This is a genomic window from Paenirhodobacter ferrireducens (assembly GCF_004022265.1).
Classification (GTDB): Bacteria; Pseudomonadota; Alphaproteobacteria; order Rhodobacterales; family Rhodobacteraceae; genus Rhodobacter; species Rhodobacter ferrireducens.
Genome location: NZ_SAVB01000004.1, coordinates 1 through 17,302, shown reverse-complemented (window position 1 = coordinate 17,302; position 17,302 = coordinate 1). Strand labels below are relative to the sequence as shown.

General features: G+C 59.9%; 12 protein-coding genes. 7 read left to right on the top strand and 5 right to left on the bottom strand.

The genetic code is table 11. The features are described from left to right. Positions 1-137: 137 nt before the first annotated feature. The gene (locus EOW65_RS03860) at positions 138-731 is read left to right on the top strand and encodes a uracil-DNA glycosylase family protein (RefSeq protein ID WP_128147684.1); all 594 of its coding nucleotides are present in this window, start codon (positions 138-140) and stop codon (positions 729-731) included. After that, positions 728-1,534, top strand: coding sequence for an SseB family protein (locus tag EOW65_RS03855; RefSeq protein ID WP_128147683.1), 807 nt, complete (start codon positions 728-730; stop codon positions 1,532-1,534). The genes EOW65_RS03860 and EOW65_RS03855 overlap by 4 nt, the downstream gene beginning before the upstream one ends. A gap of 150 nt (positions 1,535-1,684) precedes the next feature. Here the strand turns inward: EOW65_RS03855 and EOW65_RS03850 are convergent, their stop codons facing one another. Next, the gene (locus EOW65_RS03850) at positions 1,685-2,098 is read right to left on the bottom strand and encodes a DUF1489 family protein (protein ID WP_128147682.1); all 414 of its coding nucleotides are present in this window, start codon (positions 2,096-2,098) and stop codon (positions 1,685-1,687) included. A gap of 211 nt (positions 2,099-2,309) precedes the next feature. Here EOW65_RS03850 and EOW65_RS03845 point away from each other — a divergent pair, with 211 nt between their 5' ends. After that, complete coding sequence (locus tag EOW65_RS03845; RefSeq protein ID WP_128147681.1) at positions 2,310-4,574, top strand: adenosylcobalamin-dependent ribonucleoside-diphosphate reductase; 2,265 nt, start codon at positions 2,310-2,312, stop codon at positions 4,572-4,574. 1,022 nt (positions 4,575-5,596) lie between these two features. Here EOW65_RS03845 and EOW65_RS03835 read toward each other — a convergent pair. The 3 genes from EOW65_RS03835 to EOW65_RS03825 all read right to left on the bottom strand — a co-directional run bounded on the left by EOW65_RS03835 (position 5,597) and on the right by EOW65_RS03825 (position 8,655). Next, positions 5,597-6,412, bottom strand: a complete 816-nt coding sequence (locus EOW65_RS03835; RefSeq protein ID WP_128147679.1) for a hypothetical protein — start codon at positions 6,410-6,412, stop codon at positions 5,597-5,599. Beyond that, complete coding sequence (locus EOW65_RS03830; RefSeq protein ID WP_128147678.1) at positions 6,409-6,840, bottom strand: hypothetical protein; 432 nt, start codon at positions 6,838-6,840, stop codon at positions 6,409-6,411. Before EOW65_RS03830 ends, EOW65_RS03835 begins: the two co-directional genes overlap by 4 nt. Positions 6,841-7,215: 375 nt before the next feature. Beyond that, the gene (locus EOW65_RS03825) at positions 7,216-8,655 is read right to left on the bottom strand and encodes an IS1182 family transposase (RefSeq protein ID WP_128147677.1); all 1,440 of its coding nucleotides are present in this window, start codon (positions 8,653-8,655) and stop codon (positions 7,216-7,218) included. Positions 8,656-8,819: 164 nt separating this feature from the next. On the opposite strand from EOW65_RS03825, the gene EOW65_RS03820 reads away from it, so the two are divergent. The 3 genes from EOW65_RS03820 to EOW65_RS03810 all read left to right on the top strand — a co-directional run bounded on the left by EOW65_RS03820 (position 8,820) and on the right by EOW65_RS03810 (position 12,762). After that, positions 8,820-9,320 carry a GNAT family N-acetyltransferase gene (locus EOW65_RS03820; protein ID WP_128147676.1) on the top strand — a complete coding sequence of 167 codons (501 nt, stop codon included), beginning with the start codon at positions 8,820-8,822 and terminating at the stop codon, positions 9,318-9,320. A gap of 204 nt (positions 9,321-9,524) precedes the next feature. Beyond that, a complete protein-coding gene (locus tag EOW65_RS03815; protein WP_128147675.1) occupies positions 9,525-10,325 on the top strand; it encodes a Hachiman antiphage defense system protein HamA in 801 nt (266 codons plus the stop codon). Continuing rightward, positions 10,318-12,762 carry a DEAD/DEAH box helicase gene (locus EOW65_RS03810; protein WP_128147674.1) on the top strand — a complete coding sequence of 815 codons (2,445 nt, stop codon included), beginning with the start codon at positions 10,318-10,320 and terminating at the stop codon, positions 12,760-12,762. Before EOW65_RS03815 ends, EOW65_RS03810 begins: the two co-directional genes overlap by 8 nt. Before the next feature lie 188 nt (positions 12,763-12,950). Here EOW65_RS03810 and EOW65_RS03805 read toward each other — a convergent pair whose 3' ends face one another. Then, complete coding sequence (locus tag EOW65_RS03805) at positions 12,951-15,899, bottom strand: UvrD-helicase domain-containing protein (RefSeq protein ID WP_240664485.1); 2,949 nt, start codon at positions 15,897-15,899, stop codon at positions 12,951-12,953. An 851-nt stretch (positions 15,900-16,750) separates the two neighbouring features. Between EOW65_RS03805 and EOW65_RS03800 the strand changes: the two genes are divergently transcribed. After that, a complete protein-coding gene (locus tag EOW65_RS03800) occupies positions 16,751-17,179 on the top strand; it encodes a hypothetical protein (RefSeq protein ID WP_240664483.1) in 429 nt (142 codons plus the stop codon). Positions 17,180-17,302 lie beyond the last annotated feature (123 nt).

The window sequence follows — 17,302 nt, the reverse complement described above, 5'->3', positions numbered from 1 at the left end:
CGTCCGTTTCGTAGATCACGACCGGATCATGTGTGAAAAGGTATCTATATGTGTATTCCGGCGACATTATGTCCGAACTGTGCGGCCAGTTACAATCGGGTGACGGCTGTTTCGCCGCATGAAACGGAGAAGGAAGGGTGAGCAGGCCCGCCGATGGATCACTGGAAGAGGGAATCCGCGCCTGCAGGTTGTGTGCGGCGCGCTTTGCCGCAACCGCAACGGCACATGCGCCACGCCCGGTGGTCTGGTTCCGCCCCGGGGCGCGGGTGCTGATCGTCGGTCAGGCGCCCGGCGCGCGGGTGCATGCCTCGGGCCGGCCCTTCACCGACCCCTCGGGCGACCGGCTGCGCGCCTGGATGGGGGTGGGGACCGAGACCTTCTATGACCTCGCGCGGATCGCGATCGTGCCGATGGCCTTCTGCTTTCCGGGCTATGACGCGAAAGGGGCGGACCTGCCGCCACCGCCGCTCTGCGCGGCCACCTGGCGGGTGCGGGTGATGGCGGCGCTCGGCCCGATGGACCTCACGCTGCTCGTCGGCGGCGCGGCGCAGCGCTGGCACCTCGGCACGCGCGCCGTCACCGCGACCGTCGCCGCCTGGCGCGATCATGCGCCGCGCGTCTTTCCCTTGCCTCATCCGTCCTGGCGCAATACGGCATGGCTGAAACGCACCCCGTGGTTCGAGGCGGAGCTGATCCCCGCCCTGCGCGCCCGGGTGAAGGAGGTGACATGACCGAGACCCCCTACGACCGCGCCCATGCCGCGATGGAAGCCGATCCCGAGAACGAGGCGCTGCGCCTTGCGGTCTATGACCGGCTTGCCGATGCCGAGCTGTTCCTGTTGCTCGAGCACGAGCCCGACGAGGACAACGACATCATCCCGCAGCTCTTCTCGACCGAGGAGGGGGATTTCGTCCTTGCCTTCGACACCGAGGAACGGCTGGCCGAATTCACCGCGACCCCCGCGCCCTATGTGGCGCTTCCGGGCCGGGTGATCGCGCAGAACCTCGCGGGCGAAGCGGTGGGGCTGGGCGTCAATCTCGGCGTCGCGGACTCGGCGATGCTGCTGCCGCCCGAGGCGCTCGAGTGGCTGACCCATGCGCTGACCCATGCGCCCGAGACCACCGCGGCGCGCCCGGTGGCCTTCGACGCGCCGGCGCTGCCGCCGGCGATGCTGGCGCTGCTGCTGCCGGCCTTCGAGGCGAAGTTCGACCAGCTCGCGGGGCTTGCGAGCCACGCGCTGCTAGGTGGCGTGACCTACGAGGGCGGCCGGCGCGGCCATGTCCTCGCCTTCCTCGGCGCGCCCGAGCCGGCGCAGCCCGGCATCGCCAAGGCGATGGCCGAGGCGCTGGCCTTCTCGGGGCTCGAGGCGGGTGAACTCGACGTCACTTTCCTGAGCGAGGCGGACCCGGCGGCGGCGGTGCTGCTTGAAAAGGCGCTGGTGCTGCACCTGCCCGAGGCGGTCGAGGAAGAGGTGCAGGAGCTGACCATCAGCGCGCCGGGGATGGACCCGTCGAAACCGCCGATTCTGCGCTGAGCGGGGCAGGGGGCGCTGCCCCCTCGGCCTTCGGCCTCACCCCCGAGGTATTTCTTGCAAGGAGAAAGCACGGGGAACTCCCAGCTTCCAATTGCTGCAAATATCCTCGGGGGGTGAACCGGCCGCAGGCCGGGAGGGGGCAGGCAGCCCCTATCTGAGGCCGATTTCCGAGAGTGCCGCCTGCAGCTCGCGCGGCAGCGGCTCCTCGCGCTCGCGCGTCGGGCGCAGGTCGGCCGGCGCGTCCTCGGGGTTCAGGTATCGCCAGCCTTGGAACGGGCGGCGCGGCATCGCCTCGGTGCGCACCACCTCGCGGTCGAGGAGGATCGCGCAGCGCGGGATGCCGTCACTGCCCACAACGTCCTCGAGCCCGACCACCCGTTGCCGGGCCAGTACCACCCCCTTGAACACCCAATAGAGCGAGCCGCCGTCCAGCAACTCGTCGCTGCGCTTCGGGCCCATGCGGGTGACGTGGCGGGCGGGGCCCGTGCCGTAGTGCAGCGCCTGCCACTCGATCAGGTCCTCGACCTTCTCGGCGCCGACGCAAAGCTTGATCAGGTGAATCATCGCGGCCCCCGGTTTCGCGGCTTTTGACATAGGCCGCAGGGGAGCGGCCGGCAACTGCACCATGGCATGATTTCGCGGCTGGAAAACCGCCGGCTACTCATGCTATTGTGGCCTCCTGCCCCGTCAGACACCAGATGTTCCGGGGCTTTTTCTTTTCCTGCCCCGAATGTTGCCACTGCACCGGGGCCGTCACGACAGGACCGAGGAGCCGATGACCCGATTCGCCGCCAATATCGCCGAACAGATCTGGGACATGAAATACCGTCTGAAAGAGGCCGATGGCACGCCGATCGACATCACGGTCGAGGACAGCTGGCGCCGCGTGGCGCGTGATCTCGCCTCGGTCGAGACGGACCCGGTGGCCTGGGAAGAGCGCTTCTATGCCGCGCTCGAGGACTTCAAGTTCCTGCCCGCCGGCCGCATCCTTGCGGGCGCCGGCACCGGGCGCACGGTGACGCTGTTCAACTGTTTCGTCATGGGCACGATCCCCGACAGCATGTCGGGCATCTTCGACATGCTGAAGGAAGCCGCGCTGACCATGCAGCAGGGCGGCGGCATCGGCTATGACTTCTCGACGATCCGCCCGCGCGGCGCCGAGGTGAAGGGCGTCGCGGCCGATGCCTCGGGCCCGCTGTCCTTCATGGATGTCTGGGACGCGATGTGCCGCACGATCATGTCGGCGGGCTCGCGCCGCGGCGCGATGATGGCGACGATGCGGTGCGACCATCCCGATATCGAGCAGTTCGTGACCGCGAAGCAGGATTCGGCCCGGCTGCGGATGTTCAACCTCTCCGTGCTGGTGACCGATGCCTTCATGGCGGCGGTGAAGGCCGATGCCCCCTGGGATCTGAAATTCGGTGGCAAGGTCTTTCACACGGTGCAGGCGCGCGATCTGTGGAACAAGATCATGCGCTCGACCTATGACTACGCCGAGCCGGGCGTGATCTTCATCGACCGCATCAACAAGATGAACAACCTCGGCTATTGCGAGCAGATCGCGGCGACCAACCCCTGTGGCGAGCAGCCGCTGCCGCCCTATGGCGCGTGCCTGCTCGGCTCGATCAACCTCGCCCGGCTGGTCACCGATCCGTTCACCCCGGCGGCGAAGCTCGACCCGGTGGCGCTTGACCGGCTGGTGCGCACCGCGGTGCGGATGATGGACAACGTTGTCGACGCCTCGCGCTTCCCGCTGCCGCAGCAGGCCGAGGAGGCGACGAACAAGCGCCGCATCGGGCTCGGTGTGACCGGGCTTGCCGATGCGCTGCTGATGCTCGGTCTGCGCTACGGCTCGGACGAGGCGGCGGCGCAGACCGAACGCTGGATGCACGAGATCGCCCGGGCGAGCTATCTCGCCTCGGTCGATCTGGCGCAGGAGAAGGGCGCCTTCCCGCTGTTCGACGCCGAGAAATATCTGGCCACCGGCACTATGCTGCAGATGGATGAGGATGTGCGCGAGGCGATCCGCACGCATGGTATCCGCAACGCGCTGCTGACCTCGATCGCGCCCACCGGGACGATCTCGCTTTATGCCGGTAATGTCAGCTCGGGGATCGAGCCGGTCTTCGCCTATGCCTACAAGCGCAAGGTGCTGCAGAAGGACGGCTCGCGCACCGAGGAAGAGGTCGTCGATTATGCGGTGCAGATGTGGCGCGACCTGAAAGGCGACGCGGCGCTGCCCGACTATTTCGTCAACGCCCAGACCCTCGCCCCGCTCGACCATGTGCGGATGCAGGCGGCGGCGCAGAAATGGATCGACTCGTCGATCTCGAAGACGATCAACTGCCCCGAGGACATCTCGTTCGAGGAGTTCCAGGGCGTCTACATGGAAGCCTTCGAAACCGGCTGCAAGGGCTGCACCACCTACCGGCCGAACGACGTGACCGGCTCGGTATTGAGCGTGTCTGAAACCTCGGAGAAGGCGCCCGAGGCCGACAAGGGCGCCGAGGTGGTCTATCTGACCGAGCCGCTCGACCGCCCCGCGGCGCTCGAGGGCGCGACCTACAAGCTGAAATGGCCGGCGAGCGAGCACGCGATCTACATCACGGTGAACGATATCGTGCAGGGCGGCCACCGGCGCCCCTTCGAGGTGTTCATCAACTCGAAGAACATGGAGCATTACGCTTGGACCGTGGCGCTGACGCGGATGATCTCGGCGGTGTTCCGGCGCGGCGGCGACGTGAGCTTTGTCGTCGAGGAACTGAAGGCGGTGTTCGACCCGCGCGGCGGCGCCTGGATGGCGGGGCAATACATCCCCTCGATCCTCGCGGCGATCGGCGGAGTGATAGAGCGCCACCTGATCGCGATCGGTTTCATCGCGGGCGAGGGGATGGGGCTGAAGTCCGATCCGAAGGCCGAGGTGATGGTGGTGGGCGAGGCCCCGCGCGGCGCGGCCTGCCCGGCCTGCGGCAGCTATGCGATGCGCAAGGTCGAGGGCTGCATGACCTGCGCCGACTGCGGCCATTCGAAATGCGGCTGAGGAACTGGCAACTGTAAGAGAGTCAGAGAAAGCAGATGAATGCGCAAACGGAAGCATAAGTCTGCGCAAGGGGTGTCAAGGGCGAAACGTACCGCCTGGTGTCCCTGGGCTGCTCTCTGAAAGACGGTGATAGAGGCGCTGGGGCGGACGCTCCGGCGCCTTTCGCGTATGAAGGGGATGTGCGGTTCGTGGCATGAGGCGGGGGATCTGGCGGAGGGCCGTTGTGCCCTCCCTGTGAGAGCCTGAGCATGGCGCAGTGGGGCTGGCTTGCGATGGTGAGACCCTGGACACGAGGTCGCTTAGAAGCGGTGGAGACCATTAAGCCGACGCAAGCTGTCGCTAAGATCCTCAGCCGATATCAGCGTCGGAGAAATTGTCAGGTGCCCGTCACAGCAACAGACGCCTACGCCGATACCCTTGCACGCGCCTGTGGAGACGACGTTGACCTCGACCCGGTCGAACGGGGCCTCATCCACCTCAAGCGCCAGAAGGTGATTTCCGGCCGAAAACTGGTCACCCTTCTTGCTCGCTATCAGCGGGAGATCAGACCTGAGTGACGCCTCCCGAGGGCTTCCCAGGGTACTGGGCTTAAAACCAGATACCAATACACGAAGCGTCATCACTCTTGGGAGCGAATGGTTTGCTTCAAGGGGCCATAGTCATTGCTCACGTCCGGCGCTGCATGATGATCTGCCCTGGCGCGAAGGGCGGGAAGGGGACATTCGCTGCAACACGAGCCAACGACCGGTTTCGGCATGAGGTGGAATAGTCAGCTTACGGTGGAAACAAAAACTCTGATGGTTTTATGCGCACCGACGTCAACCCGCCGGGTTTCGACGTTGAAAGTGACAGTCGGTGATTATGAACGCAGTCCCTCGTCCAGACCATCAATATGCCGAAATTTAAGAGGTTAGCGCCGACATCGTCACAACAGCGCAGACTTGTGCCGAAATTGGTAACGTAAACTCGATTACGATGAATATGTGGCGGCCAGATAAGACGTCACCACACGCTCGAACACACTACTTGTCATCCACATCCTTGTGCAAATCCCTAGAAATTTCAGAATACCTCTTATAATCCAACCGCGCTTCCAGCGCGGGGAACAGTTCATTTTTTATCCAGTTGCTGAGCTTGCGGATGTTGAAGATCGGGACGGCCAATGCCGCTTGGTTGGTGATGTCCTTTACTTGGCCGATCTCGTCTTTCTGCTCGTCGGCATATTGAACGATATCTTCAATAAATGAGAGCTGGAGCATCATGACGGACCAAATCGCAAGATCTGTCTGCCGGGAAAGCTGAAGCGAACCAGAATAGCGAAGATCGCCAACCTCAACCGACGGAACATTCTCGAGGCGCTTTTTCGTCCACCAATACATATGAATGCCGCTTGTCCAGCGACCACCGTTGCGAACGCAATTCCTGACATAGGCTCGCCCCAGACTAGAAAATGCGATGTCGGATCGAGCGGAAGAAATCCTATTAAGTTGTGCGAGAGATTCGATTTTGGAACCTAGGAGCCCGTATTCAACTGCTGCGTCTCCCACCTGGTCGCGGCAAAGGATCTTTACATCCTTATCGGAAGATGAAAAATCACTCTCAACAACCGCCTTTGACTCTATTCTAACAATCTTGTCAGCCTCGTAGTATTCCTTGTGTCGCATCAAAACTTGCTGCGCACGCGCGAGCCCAAGGTCTTTACGAATGTGCAAACCGCATGTTGTCTCATCAGACCGGTTGAGAACCTTACGATGGCGCGTGCAGTATCCGACGGGGAGCCCTATGGAGCCATATTGCAGCCCGTTAAACCAGCAGTTTTGGCAAGACTGAAGTTTCATGGCTTGAAAAATATCTTGGTCACGACGGTCTTGGGATCGTCAACTTTACGAAAATCTAGAAGATGCTCTCCATGTTCCTCGACATAGCGGCGTGCCTGCATCACTTCATAAGCATCGGGCCACTTTGCATCCCCCTTGCCTTGGCCCCTCATCAGCCCGAGCAAATCTGACTTGCTTATGTGCGTTACGCCTTCAGCCGAAGCGTTCGACACCGATGTCGACCAAACACCACCCTGCTGAGCGAAACGCTCAGCGACTTCGCGCTGCTCGGTTGTGGAAAGGTAGGGCGTCTCCCGACCAGGTCCTTCGAGATACATGACATGGCGGACGATAGAATCGTCGGCTGAAGGAACAGGAACACAAAGGCTGTCTTTGTGATCCCCGCGAAAGAGTGGGTCCTTGCTCGGTCTCCACTTCTTTTCTGCCATAGCTTTCTCTTCCTCAGATCTGCCGGTTCCTACCGCCGATGTTGCAGCGCTCTTACGAGGCCTTCCTACAATCTATAGTTCGCGACAAGCCTCACCGTAAGGTGCTAGTCTGTCCGCTGCCTGCTTTTATCATTCTTCAGGTTCGAACTCGGAACTGAGGGGTGTCTACAGGCAATATTATCTGTCATCCAACTCAGCGCACGGGGCCGTCTGCTATGGGCCGAGGCTGTGTCAAAACGCGGTGGCCGGGTCTGTCTGAGGGTGGTCTTCCGTGCCGCCCAGCATGGCGGCGTCAGATCTCCCTTCGCGCGGATGGGGCCCGATAAACTTCGCCAGAGGCAGTGCTGCGCCGGGGGTGGAGCGGCTGTGTCCTGATCAGGCCGGAATGGACTGTATCAGGTGCCGGATGCCGATCAGGGAGATCACCCGCTTGATGTTGTCGGCCATAACGTTCAGGGCCATCTCGGTGCGGACATTCTTCAGCCTGCGGGTCAGGAAATGCGTGTGCCCCATCCAGCCCTTGATCGTGCCGAAGGGATGTTCGACGGTGCAGCGGCGAAGGGGCATCGGATCGGTGTCCCGGCTCAGCCTGTCGCGCATCGCGTCGATCAGATGCTCATGCTCCCATCGGGTGATGCGGCGTTCCGTGCCTGTGGTGCAACGGCTTTGCAGCGGGCAGGTCTGGCATTCGTTGATCCAGTATCGCCGGACCTGAACACCGCGCTCCTCGGTGGTGTAGCGGTATATCAGGTCCTCGCCTGCGGGGCAGACATAGACATCGCGTTCGGCGTCATAGGCGAAATCAGCCTTCACATACATGCCTTTGGTCGCATTGCCCGAGGTGGCCGGTCGCGGCACGGTCGCGGTGATGCCCGCCTCCTGGCAGGCGAGGATCTCGGGGCCGCTGAAATATCCCTTGTCGGCGATGGCATGCAGGTCTTCGCGGTGGAGGGCATCCCTGGCTGCGATCGCCATCGGGCTGAGCTGGTTGCGGTCGAAGCCCTGGTTCGTGACCTCGTGCGCAACGATGATGTGGCTCTCGGTATCGACGGCGGTCTGCACATTATAGCCGACCATGCCGCTGTGCCGGGCGCTGGTCGCCATGGCGCGGGCATCGGGATCGGTCAGGGAAATCTGCCCATCCGGGGCGTCGGCCAGAGCCCTGTCCATCGCCTTCAGCCGCGCGATCTCCTGCTGGATGCGCCCATAGCGGCGGGCGAGATGGGCCACTTTGTCGACCCGGGCCTCGCCCTCTTCCTGCCGGTCGATGCGGACCATCTCGTTGATATAGCGTTCAACATCTGCCTCCAGATGGGCGAGGCGGCTGGCGATCTTGTTCTTCGTGAAGTTCCTGTCACGGTTGTTGACGGACTTGAATTTGCTGCCGTCGATGGCAACGCAATCGCCCTTCAGCACGCCGATCCGGCGGCAAAGCTCCACGAACTGCGCGCAGGTCCTGCGGATCGCGCGGCCATTCGTGCGGCGGAATTCGGCGATGGTCTTGTGGTCCGGCACCAGCCTGCCGGTCAGCCACATCACCTCGACATTGCGCCCTGCTTCCCGTTCCAGTCGGCGGCTCGACGGGATCCGGTTCAGGTATCCATAGATGAACAGCTTGAGGAGGACCGCAGGGGGATATCCGGGCCGCCCTGTCCGGGCCGACGACGCGCGCATGAAACCAAGGCTGGTCAGGTCAAGTTCCGCGACGAAAAGATCGACGACGCGGACCAGGTCATCCTCGCCGATCCAATCATCGAGGCGGTCGGGAAAAAGCACCGTCTGGCCTCGCTGCACGCCCTCGATGAAACCTGCCATGCCGGTCCTCCCGCTCTCACGGAATCGTAGCACGGCGCAGGGTTTTGACACAGCCTCGGCCCAAACCTGCCGTCCGTATAAGGAAGCGGTGCTGCATTGCAGCTTCCCCAAAACGGTCATCCGGTCTAAGTAGATTTCCAACTTCAAGTTCGATCAGAGCCCGTATGATCCAGTACAGAACCCTTGTTGGTGCGACCGCCACAAAAGAAGAGGTGGATACCTTCGTCGAGTTGGTTGGGTCAGGCGGTGCCGTTGATGAGAACTATGTCCGGAGAGGTGCGGTAAGACCGGGCGCTCAAATCATCTTTGCAGAAGTCGATGGCCAAACGGTTGGCGCTGCTGCCTTGAAAGTTCCGCTGGTCGGATACCGATCTGGCCTTCAAGAAGCCGCAAAGGCGGGCTACTCGCTACCGGAAAGCGAATATCCGTATGAGCTCGGCTATGTCTCAGTTTCGCCCAAATATTCCGGCCAAGGCATAGCGAAAGCACTGGTCACAGAAGTGCTGCGCCTTGCGACCGGAAACGGCGTCTTTGCGACCACAAGCAATCCCACGATGAAAAAAGGTGTGCTACCGTCCTTCAAATTCGTCCCTGTTGGCAAGACTTGGAGGAACGGATCGGGAGACATCCTCAGTCTTTTCGTTCGGAAGTCACAAACGAAATGACGGCATCCAATTGTGTCCGGCCAAACCGGACATTGACTTGAGCATCGCCAGCTGTCCGACGAGCAAGAGCTAGTACGAGATCGTCATATATCTTTTTGGTTGCAAAGATGGAGGTAAAGGAGGACTCTAACGAGATGGTACCTTTCAAAAGATCAGATCGTCGATCGGGCGAAATTCTGCTTTGAAGAGGATCGTGAAAGGAGCATGTTGGAAGGCGTTCAGTTAGAAAAGAGTGAAACGGGCTCATTATGTTTCACCATTGAAGATATCTCCGATGAGTTGAAAAACGTTATCCGGGCGCGCCTGTCGGAGATTTGCCATGGCGCAGCCAAGGCATCGAGAAAGTCGGTTATCTATTCATACAAAAAGACGCTCACAGCTTTCTTCGACAAATTCGACACCAAATCCGCCGACACACAAAAGGGCATGATCGGCGAGCTGCTGACCCACGTACTGTTCTTGCATTATGAAGACGAGTTTCGTGCGGCCTCACCATTTTTCAACATGGAGGAGGACTCGATCAAAAAGGGATTTGACCTCGTCTTACATCATAAGGGTACAGGTGAAATCTGGTTTGTTGAGGTGAAAGCTGGTGAGTGCGGTGTGGAAACAAGCATCAACAAGCTGGGCGGTCTTTTGTCTCTTGCAAAAAATGGCCTGAAGGCCGCTTTGAACAGCGAGCGAAACACGCTTTGGCAAAACGCGGTAAACGGGGCCAGCTTGGTCATTCAGGATTCAGGGCTCAAGTCACAAATCGAGACGCTGCTTGAGAGTTTCAACGAAAAGGCTGTAGCAGGCGAATCAGCAAGTAAGGACTACAACGCTGTCCTGGTGGCCGTGTGTTTTTCCGGCGGTCAGGCGTTCGCTACCGGAGCGGAGTTTGAAGGAAGGCACACCACACAAAAGGATATGAATGAGTTCCGGGATTTGATGTCAATTGCACTGCAAAAGGACACCATCCAAAGCGTGGTAGATTTCCTGCGGACCGAGGGTGACGATGGCTAAGGCACCGCTCAAAACACTCAGAAACTCGGATTTCTTTAAGCTTTATCAATCGCTGTTAACTCGTGGTGAATTGAGCCGGGCGCAAGCGGAAACACTTCTGGCCGCGGCTGTCCTGTTCCTGAACAATGACAACCCGGATGTCACCGCGTTGGGATACCGGATTGTTGTGATGTATGCGAACCTTACGGGCGACTACCTTCCGCTATACGACGTTGCGATTGGCCGGGGGTTCATGCCGATTGTGGACAGTGTACAATCGGGCTTGGCGGCGGAGGACGAGACCGCCCATTTCTTCCCGGAATATTTTTCATCACTGCTGGAGTTGTTCGAAGTCGAAGGCGCGGTCTTCACTCAACAGCAGCTGGATTTGGGAAATTTCTTTTTCGAGCACAATCTGACGGACGTGACGGTTACGGCTCCTACATCTTACGGGAAGTCCGAGCTGATTTCCGGGTTCTGCAATCAAAATCTCCAGAGCAATATCTGCGTCTTGGTGCCGACCAAAGCTTTGCTGGCCCAAACAAAGCAACGCTTGCTGAGAAAGCGCGTTGCTGGAGACAACCGTCAGATCATCACCCACGCCGAGATGTTTCAGGGTGGTGATCGCAAATTTCTGGCGGTCTTGACCCAAGAGCGGTTGCTTAGGTTTTTCATCAAGCATCCGGGGGTCAATTTTGACTTTGTCTTTGTTGATGAAGCGCACAACTTGCTTGGGGAGGACACGCGGGCTTTGTTGCTGGCCAAGGTGATCATCCTGCAAAAGCGGCGAAATCCGGCGGCGCGTTTCAAGTACCTGACACCGTTTCTAGTCGATCAAAAGAACTTGCAACTTCGATACGCTGAAATCCAGCCAGAGGACTACAAGGTCAAGGAAGGCCTGAAGACCGAGCGGTTCTACTTGGTTGACTGCCGGGAGGACGAAGCTGTCCAACTTTACGATCAATATTTCGACAGGTTCGTTCAGTGCGGCGAAGAAGCCTTCGATGACGAGCTTGAGTTGATTTTGCGGAAGGCCGCCAAGAAGAATATCATCTTCTTCAACCTGCCCAAAAAGATTGAGCAGTTCATGCGTGCATTTCTTCCGCGCAATGACAGTGTCGAAAGCGCCAGTGTCGCGCGGGTGTGTGAGAGCATTTCAGATTTTCTTCACAGTGAGTATTTGCTTGTTGAGGGTCTGCGCAAAGGCGTCTTGTACCATCATGGTTCAGTCCCGGACATCGTGAAGCTTTACATTGAGCGCGCCTACACTGAAATCCCTGAAATCCGCCATATCGTGTGCAACTCAACTTTGCTTGAAGGAGTGAACATCCCAGCAGAGAAGATGTTCATTCTTGAAAACAAAAAGGGACCAAGAAACCTATCCAAGTCCGAGTTTCGAAACCTCGTAGGCCGGGTATGCAGGTTCAATGAAATATTCAGCGGCGAGACTGGAAATCTCAGAATGCTCGAACCGGAAATATACCTGGTTGGAAGCGATGCCTATCTGGATGGTCGGGCCAATTTGAAAAAGTTCATCAAGACCGTCGCGCAGGTTGATTTGAACCTTCAAGATGAGATCGATAACGTGTTGCTGGAAGAGCGGTTGATCGAAGATGGCGACGCTGAAGAGCGTAAGCGCGAGGCCGATGAATTTCTTGAGAACGTCCTTCCGGGCACCACAGGGCTGGACGTCGCCCGCGCCGCTACGCCGGTAGGCCGCGCGTGCTTTCTTAACAACGTCTCTGAGATAGAGGTTCTACGGCACGAGGTAGAAATCCAGGGTATACTCGACGGTCTTGTTGGGCCGCTTCAAAATTCAAATGAAGTCATGAAGTTGATTGCTGGTGCGTTTGTGCCGTTCCTCAAGGACGGTGCGGCCTTCGACATTCTTCGCCGTTTGCAGGAGGAGAACGCCCAGACCTTCTACGCCATGCTCATTGACTGGAAGATCAAAGGAGCGTCCTACGCGGAAATGATCAGGAACTTCCTTCGCTATTGGGAGGGTATGGGCAGCGATGAAGTGTATGTCGGGAAGTGGGGTGAAATCGCTAGGGAAGGCTCTTTTCGCCAGAGCTGGGTTGTCATCAGCCAGAAGACGCATGCCGAACAAGTGAATCTGGCGATAGTGCGGATCAAGGAGGAGCAGGATTTCGTTGATAATCACTTGCTCAAATACGTGGAGCTTCTGCACGATCTCGGGAAGCTTGATGAAGAGCTGTACTTAAAGATCAAGTACGGAACGACCAATCAGGACAAGATCAGATTGATGAACTTCGGGGTGAACTCGATACTGGCGGGAAAGCTCATCGACAACTACTCAGAGTTTGTTGATGTCCAGCAAGACGCTGGCATTGTTAATCTCAGACTCGAATTGATAGAGCGAATGCGACAGGATGGCGAGAACGAAATCTTGGTGTTCGAAGCTGAAATGCATATGGGGCTAAACCACAACTTCTAAACCCGCAATGTATATCCCGCCACTGCTATCGAATGACCGCTCAGGCATAGCTCGCATATCAATTCGCGCATGCAGCGAATGACGGCTTCCCGCCCCTTATGTCGTTGCTACCTTGGCCGTTGAAACGCGTATGATCGCTATCTTCGGCCCGGCTTGTCCAATTGGCGCTGCCGCTTTCCGGAACCTATTTAGCCACCTGTTCGCTTGCCTGCTTGACGTCCTAACTTCGACTTTCCTGCGCAATCAGGGAAACGGACGCAGCCCAGAAAGACCCCGTATCGTCCCCTCCGTTCCACGAGCCAGCCGTCGGTGCATTCCGGACATGGCTCCTGGACGGCTCCGCACTCCCCGCAAATTTTCTCGCCATGTGGTTCTTGGTGAACCGGAAGCCCGGTACCGCAAGCGGGACATGCGGGCATGCGGTTGCCGCAGTGCTTGATGTGCTCGCAACGGTACCAGCCTGGGCCATCAACGCCGGGCATGAACAGCAGGCGCCCCCCGCATTGCCCGCATGTATGGGTGCGCTCCTGGGCCTCGCGCGGGCTGGCTACGTCATAGAGGGGATCTTTCAACAGCTCCGTGACGAAGGCTGAAGGGCGGGCCTCGGACGCCAGGATCGTGACCGTTCGTCGCGCCCGGGTCATGGCGACATACATCACCCGGCGCTCTTCGGCGTTGGCGAAGGGTTCCGCTTCGGGCGAGACAAGGGCGAGAAGGGGGTCGTCGACGATCATCGATGGAAAGCCCATGCGTGCGCTATCGGCGCCGAGCAGGACAACGTGGTCGGCCTCCAGGCCCTTTGAGGCATGGATGGTCTTGAAGGTGATCATCAGGTTCGGATGCCGTTGACGGAGGCTGCGCATGTCGGGCTCGATAAAGCGGTAACGGCCCAGCAAGAGCACCGTTGCCTTGCGGCCGGGAGGAGCTGGCTCTGCTGCCAGAGCTTTCAGGGTGTCGTCCAGCACCTGGTCGCCGGTCTCACGCCGGGTCCATGCGATCCGGATCGCGGGATGCTCTGACACTCCGGCAGGAACAACCGTCTTGATGATCTGCGCCGGGTTGCAAAGCACGAAGCGCCGGGCCGCTAGCGCGATCCTGTCGACCGACCGGAAAGTCCGTCCGAGGTCCACCGTGCGGTGAACACCGGTGTGACCAGCGAAGACGCCGCCGAACTCGCGACCGAAGTTGCGCATGATGTGGATGTCGGATCCGGCAAACCGGTAGATGGACTGCCAGTCGTCGCCGACAGCAAATATCCTCGCCTCCGCATGCTGACTCTTGAGCGCCTGGACCAGCCGCGCCCGGCCGGTCGAGATGTCCTGGAATTCATCGACAAGGATATGGCGGAACGGGCTTTCGTAGCGCCCGCTTTCCACCAGTGCGGTCGCGCGGTTCACCATGTCTTCGAAATCGATGCGCTCGCCCAGCCTGTCCTGATACTCGCGGTACACTGCCCCGAAGATCTTGAGAAAGGCCTCGCCGCGTTTGCCCATCTTCAGGGTCGCGGCTTTCGTCTCGCAATCGCCCAGGTGATACCCTCCGTTCTTGAAGTGCCGCAGGAAGGTCGCGATCAGTGATGTGAAGCCGTCGACGACACCAAGGGACGTAACGCTGTCGTAGATTTCGAGGGCAGGGCGCGGGCGGAGCGTGACATACGGCGCGACCTTCTCTGCCAGCGCCTCGAGCAGGCGGCCTTCCTCGTTCTCCCAGCTATAGGTTTCGATCAGGGTCGTGCCGTGTTCGGCATGGACCTTGCGCTTCCACGCCATGCTCTCCAGGTAGGCATTGCGGTCTATGAAGGGGGCGGTAGTCAGCTCCTCCGAGCCGTCCTTCCGCGTCGTCTTGCGGACGCCGAAGTGCTCGAGATAGACGCCGCTCTCAGTGAGCCGGAAGTCCGGCGTGTAGGCGCGCCTGCCGGTCCCGGCCAGCTTGTGCTCGTAGGTTGGCTCGTATTCGTAGGCGATGCCGTTCAGGTACAGCCAGTTGGCGATCATCAGCTCCTCGAAGCTGGCGACGGTGTCTCCCTTCAGGCTTCGCAGGTTCCGGCTTTCAATCTCGGAATACCACTTGTGTGCGGAGTCGTAGTCCCATGCATTGGGAATGTCGTCGAAGAATCCGGCGAACCAGCCCACCACGGTCCCGGCGATGTCGGCCACCCGGCTCACAATGTCGCGCAGGATGTCCTTGATCAACTGGAGGAAGGCTTTGTCGTCGGTGGCCGTCGGTGCGAGGGGCGGCTTTTCGCCCTCGACCGTGCCGATGATCTCGTAGGCCAGGGCGTGGAAGGTGCGCGCCATGATCGGCACGCCGCACCGCGCCTCGATGCGCTCGGTCATCTCGGCTGCGGCATCCTTGGCAAAGGCCAGGAGCAGAAGCTCATGCGGCTGCCGGATACCGGCCTTCACCAGGTAGGCAGCCTTGGCGGTGATGACCGAGGTCTTGCCCGAGCCCGCACCGGCGAGGACGAGCGTTGCATCTTCGTCGACCACGACGGACAGCCGCTGCTCCGGCGTCAGCGGCATGGACTCGACGGTATCGAAGAACTCTTTCCACTCCGCCAGCTGCTGGTCGACGAAGGCCGGGATTGCCGCATCGCGGAGTTGCTCTGGATTGCGCGCGAAGTCTATGATCGGAGCCAGCCGCGCCATCGTCTCCTCGCCCAGGGCTGCCGGGGTGAGCTTCTTCAGGACGCGGGCGTCGAGGTCGGCGGCCTGGCTTGCGACCGGGTCCACAAGGCAGGCGGCGGGATATCTCGTCGGTGCCTTCAATCCCTCGATTGCCGTCATCAGGGCCGCAATCGCGTCGTCTTCCCTGGAAAGCTGGGTCAGATTGTAACCTGACCAGGCTGTTTCGACAGCTTGTGCGAAGGCTCTGGCGGCGGCCTCCTGGACCCCGGGCAGCAGGACGCAGGACTGGTTGCCGAGATCCAGGGTGAGGCGGGCGGAGACACGGCCACGCTGCACGACGGGAGCTGTCGCGATCTCCGAGAGGTGAATCCTGGCATGCGCGCCGCCGGACGTCGCAATGGTGTCGTCCTGGAGTGCCAGCGCTCGCGGGTGCTTGCGGAAGGGGTCAGACAGGAAGGCGGGCAGTGGGCGCGATACAAGTTTCATCGAAATCCAGAGGTCGAGTTCCATCTCCGACATATCAGACGCTCCCTAGGTGGGAAGCCTTCGCGTCCAGGTGGCGTTGACTGGTTCCGAGTGCTTGTCGACTGGAATGCTGTACGTCACTTCGGCGACATACCTTTGTTCTCAAGCGTGCAGTGTCCGGATGCGGTGGTAGCGCGCTACAGGGCGCGGGCCGCAAGGTCCCGGTCACCTTTCTCTATGCGGCCGGATGTCGAGGTTTGCGATTTGGCTGGTTTGTCCCCGCCAAGGGAACAAACTCGCCGATCTCCAAACCGCCGTAACAGCGGCTCCCATCGACACTCCCCTAGCCGCCGAGGTCTGGGCATCAGTGCAGAAGCGGCGACCAGTGCCCGCCGTGCAGCTCTGGGGCGATCTGGTGGGAACCTCGTTGCCTCATGGGATGATCACTCCAAGACGCGTGGCAACTTTCTTCTCGCGATGTCCTGCTCATCACCTTGCGAGAACATGTCCGCCATCGTCGCGCCGGCCCCGAGAACGTGACGCCGAAGGCCCCTGAAGTGGTCATATGAAGAAAATTCAGGGGATATTTTTTCGCATTTTCAGTGGGTTGACTCCACTTCGGCAAGGGCCTTCAAGGCCGGGCGCATTTTTCTGTTTTGGATTTTCAGCGGATTCGCGGACCTTCCCCTTATGCAAGGTCGGCGGTCCATGAGGGCCACGTCCTGCGCAAAAGAAAACGCGCACCCTGGGGTGCGCGCCTGGAAGTTGGGGCAAAGATCGCCCGTGTATCACTTGCCAAGCTAGAGGCCGAAAACGGTCCGGGCAAGCGCGGTCTGAGCTCCAGGATGAAAAGATGACCACCCCGGAAACGCCTCGTTTCCGGGAACGGAGACGGCATGTCGAATTACGAAGACTGGTTGCAGGACCAAGCGGCACCCAAGAAGGAACAACCCGCCCTGGTGGTGGCACCAATCCGCGGGGTGCTCCCCTACACTGGCGCTCGCAATCCCCTGACCCGCAGCGACACGGCCAAGCGGGTGTCGGTTGCGATCGCAACGCCGATGACGGGCGGCATCCGGCAGGTCTACCATTTTGATGGCGAGTCCGAATATGCCGTCACCCTGGATGCCCTTCGCAGCCCCGAACTCTATGGACTGGAAGTGCAGCTTGCCCCTGTTTACTACTATTGCCCTCGCCAGAAGGGAGTGTACCCCCATCACTTCGACTTGCGGCTGACCTTCCGGGACGGTTACCGGCGCGCGGTCTTCGTCCGCAACGCGACGAGCTTGGCGAGGCGCGAAACCCAGGACGAAATCGACGACTGAGCACCTCCCCGAAAATTGGACAGTGACGGAAGCTACGATCTGACGTCTGCTGGTCTCCAAGAACGAGGAGATCAGAACATGTCGAAACGCAGAAATCACGACGCGGGCTTCAAGGCTCGCGTG

Excerpts from the sequence above, each read along its gene's own strand:
- EOW65_RS03855 (WP_128147683.1), top strand. The coding sequence starts at position 728 with ATGACCGAGACCCCCTACGACCGCGCCCATGCCGCGATGGAAGCCGAT.
- EOW65_RS03850 (WP_128147682.1), bottom strand. The coding sequence starts at position 2,098 with ATGATTCACCTGATCAAGCTTTGCGTCGGCGCCGAGAAGGTCGAGGAC.
- EOW65_RS03845 (WP_128147681.1), top strand. The coding sequence starts at position 2,310 with ATGACCCGATTCGCCGCCAATATCGCCGAACAGATCTGGGACATGAAA.
- EOW65_RS03835 (WP_128147679.1), bottom strand. The coding sequence starts at position 6,412 with ATGAAACTTCAGTCTTGCCAAAACTGCTGGTTTAACGGGCTGCAATAT.
- EOW65_RS03830 (WP_128147678.1), bottom strand. The coding sequence starts at position 6,840 with ATGGCAGAAAAGAAGTGGAGACCGAGCAAGGACCCACTCTTTCGCGGG.
- EOW65_RS03825 (WP_128147677.1), bottom strand. The coding sequence starts at position 8,655 with ATGGCAGGTTTCATCGAGGGCGTGCAGCGAGGCCAGACGGTGCTTTTT.
- EOW65_RS03820 (WP_128147676.1), top strand. The coding sequence starts at position 8,820 with ATGATCCAGTACAGAACCCTTGTTGGTGCGACCGCCACAAAAGAAGAG.
- EOW65_RS03815 (WP_128147675.1), top strand. The coding sequence starts at position 9,525 with ATGTTGGAAGGCGTTCAGTTAGAAAAGAGTGAAACGGGCTCATTATGT.
- EOW65_RS03810 (WP_128147674.1), top strand. The coding sequence starts at position 10,318 with ATGGCTAAGGCACCGCTCAAAACACTCAGAAACTCGGATTTCTTTAAG.
- EOW65_RS03805 (WP_240664485.1), bottom strand. The coding sequence starts at position 15,899 with ATGGAACTCGACCTCTGGATTTCGATGAAACTTGTATCGCGCCCACTG.
- EOW65_RS03800 (WP_240664483.1), top strand. The coding sequence starts at position 16,751 with ATGTCGAATTACGAAGACTGGTTGCAGGACCAAGCGGCACCCAAGAAG.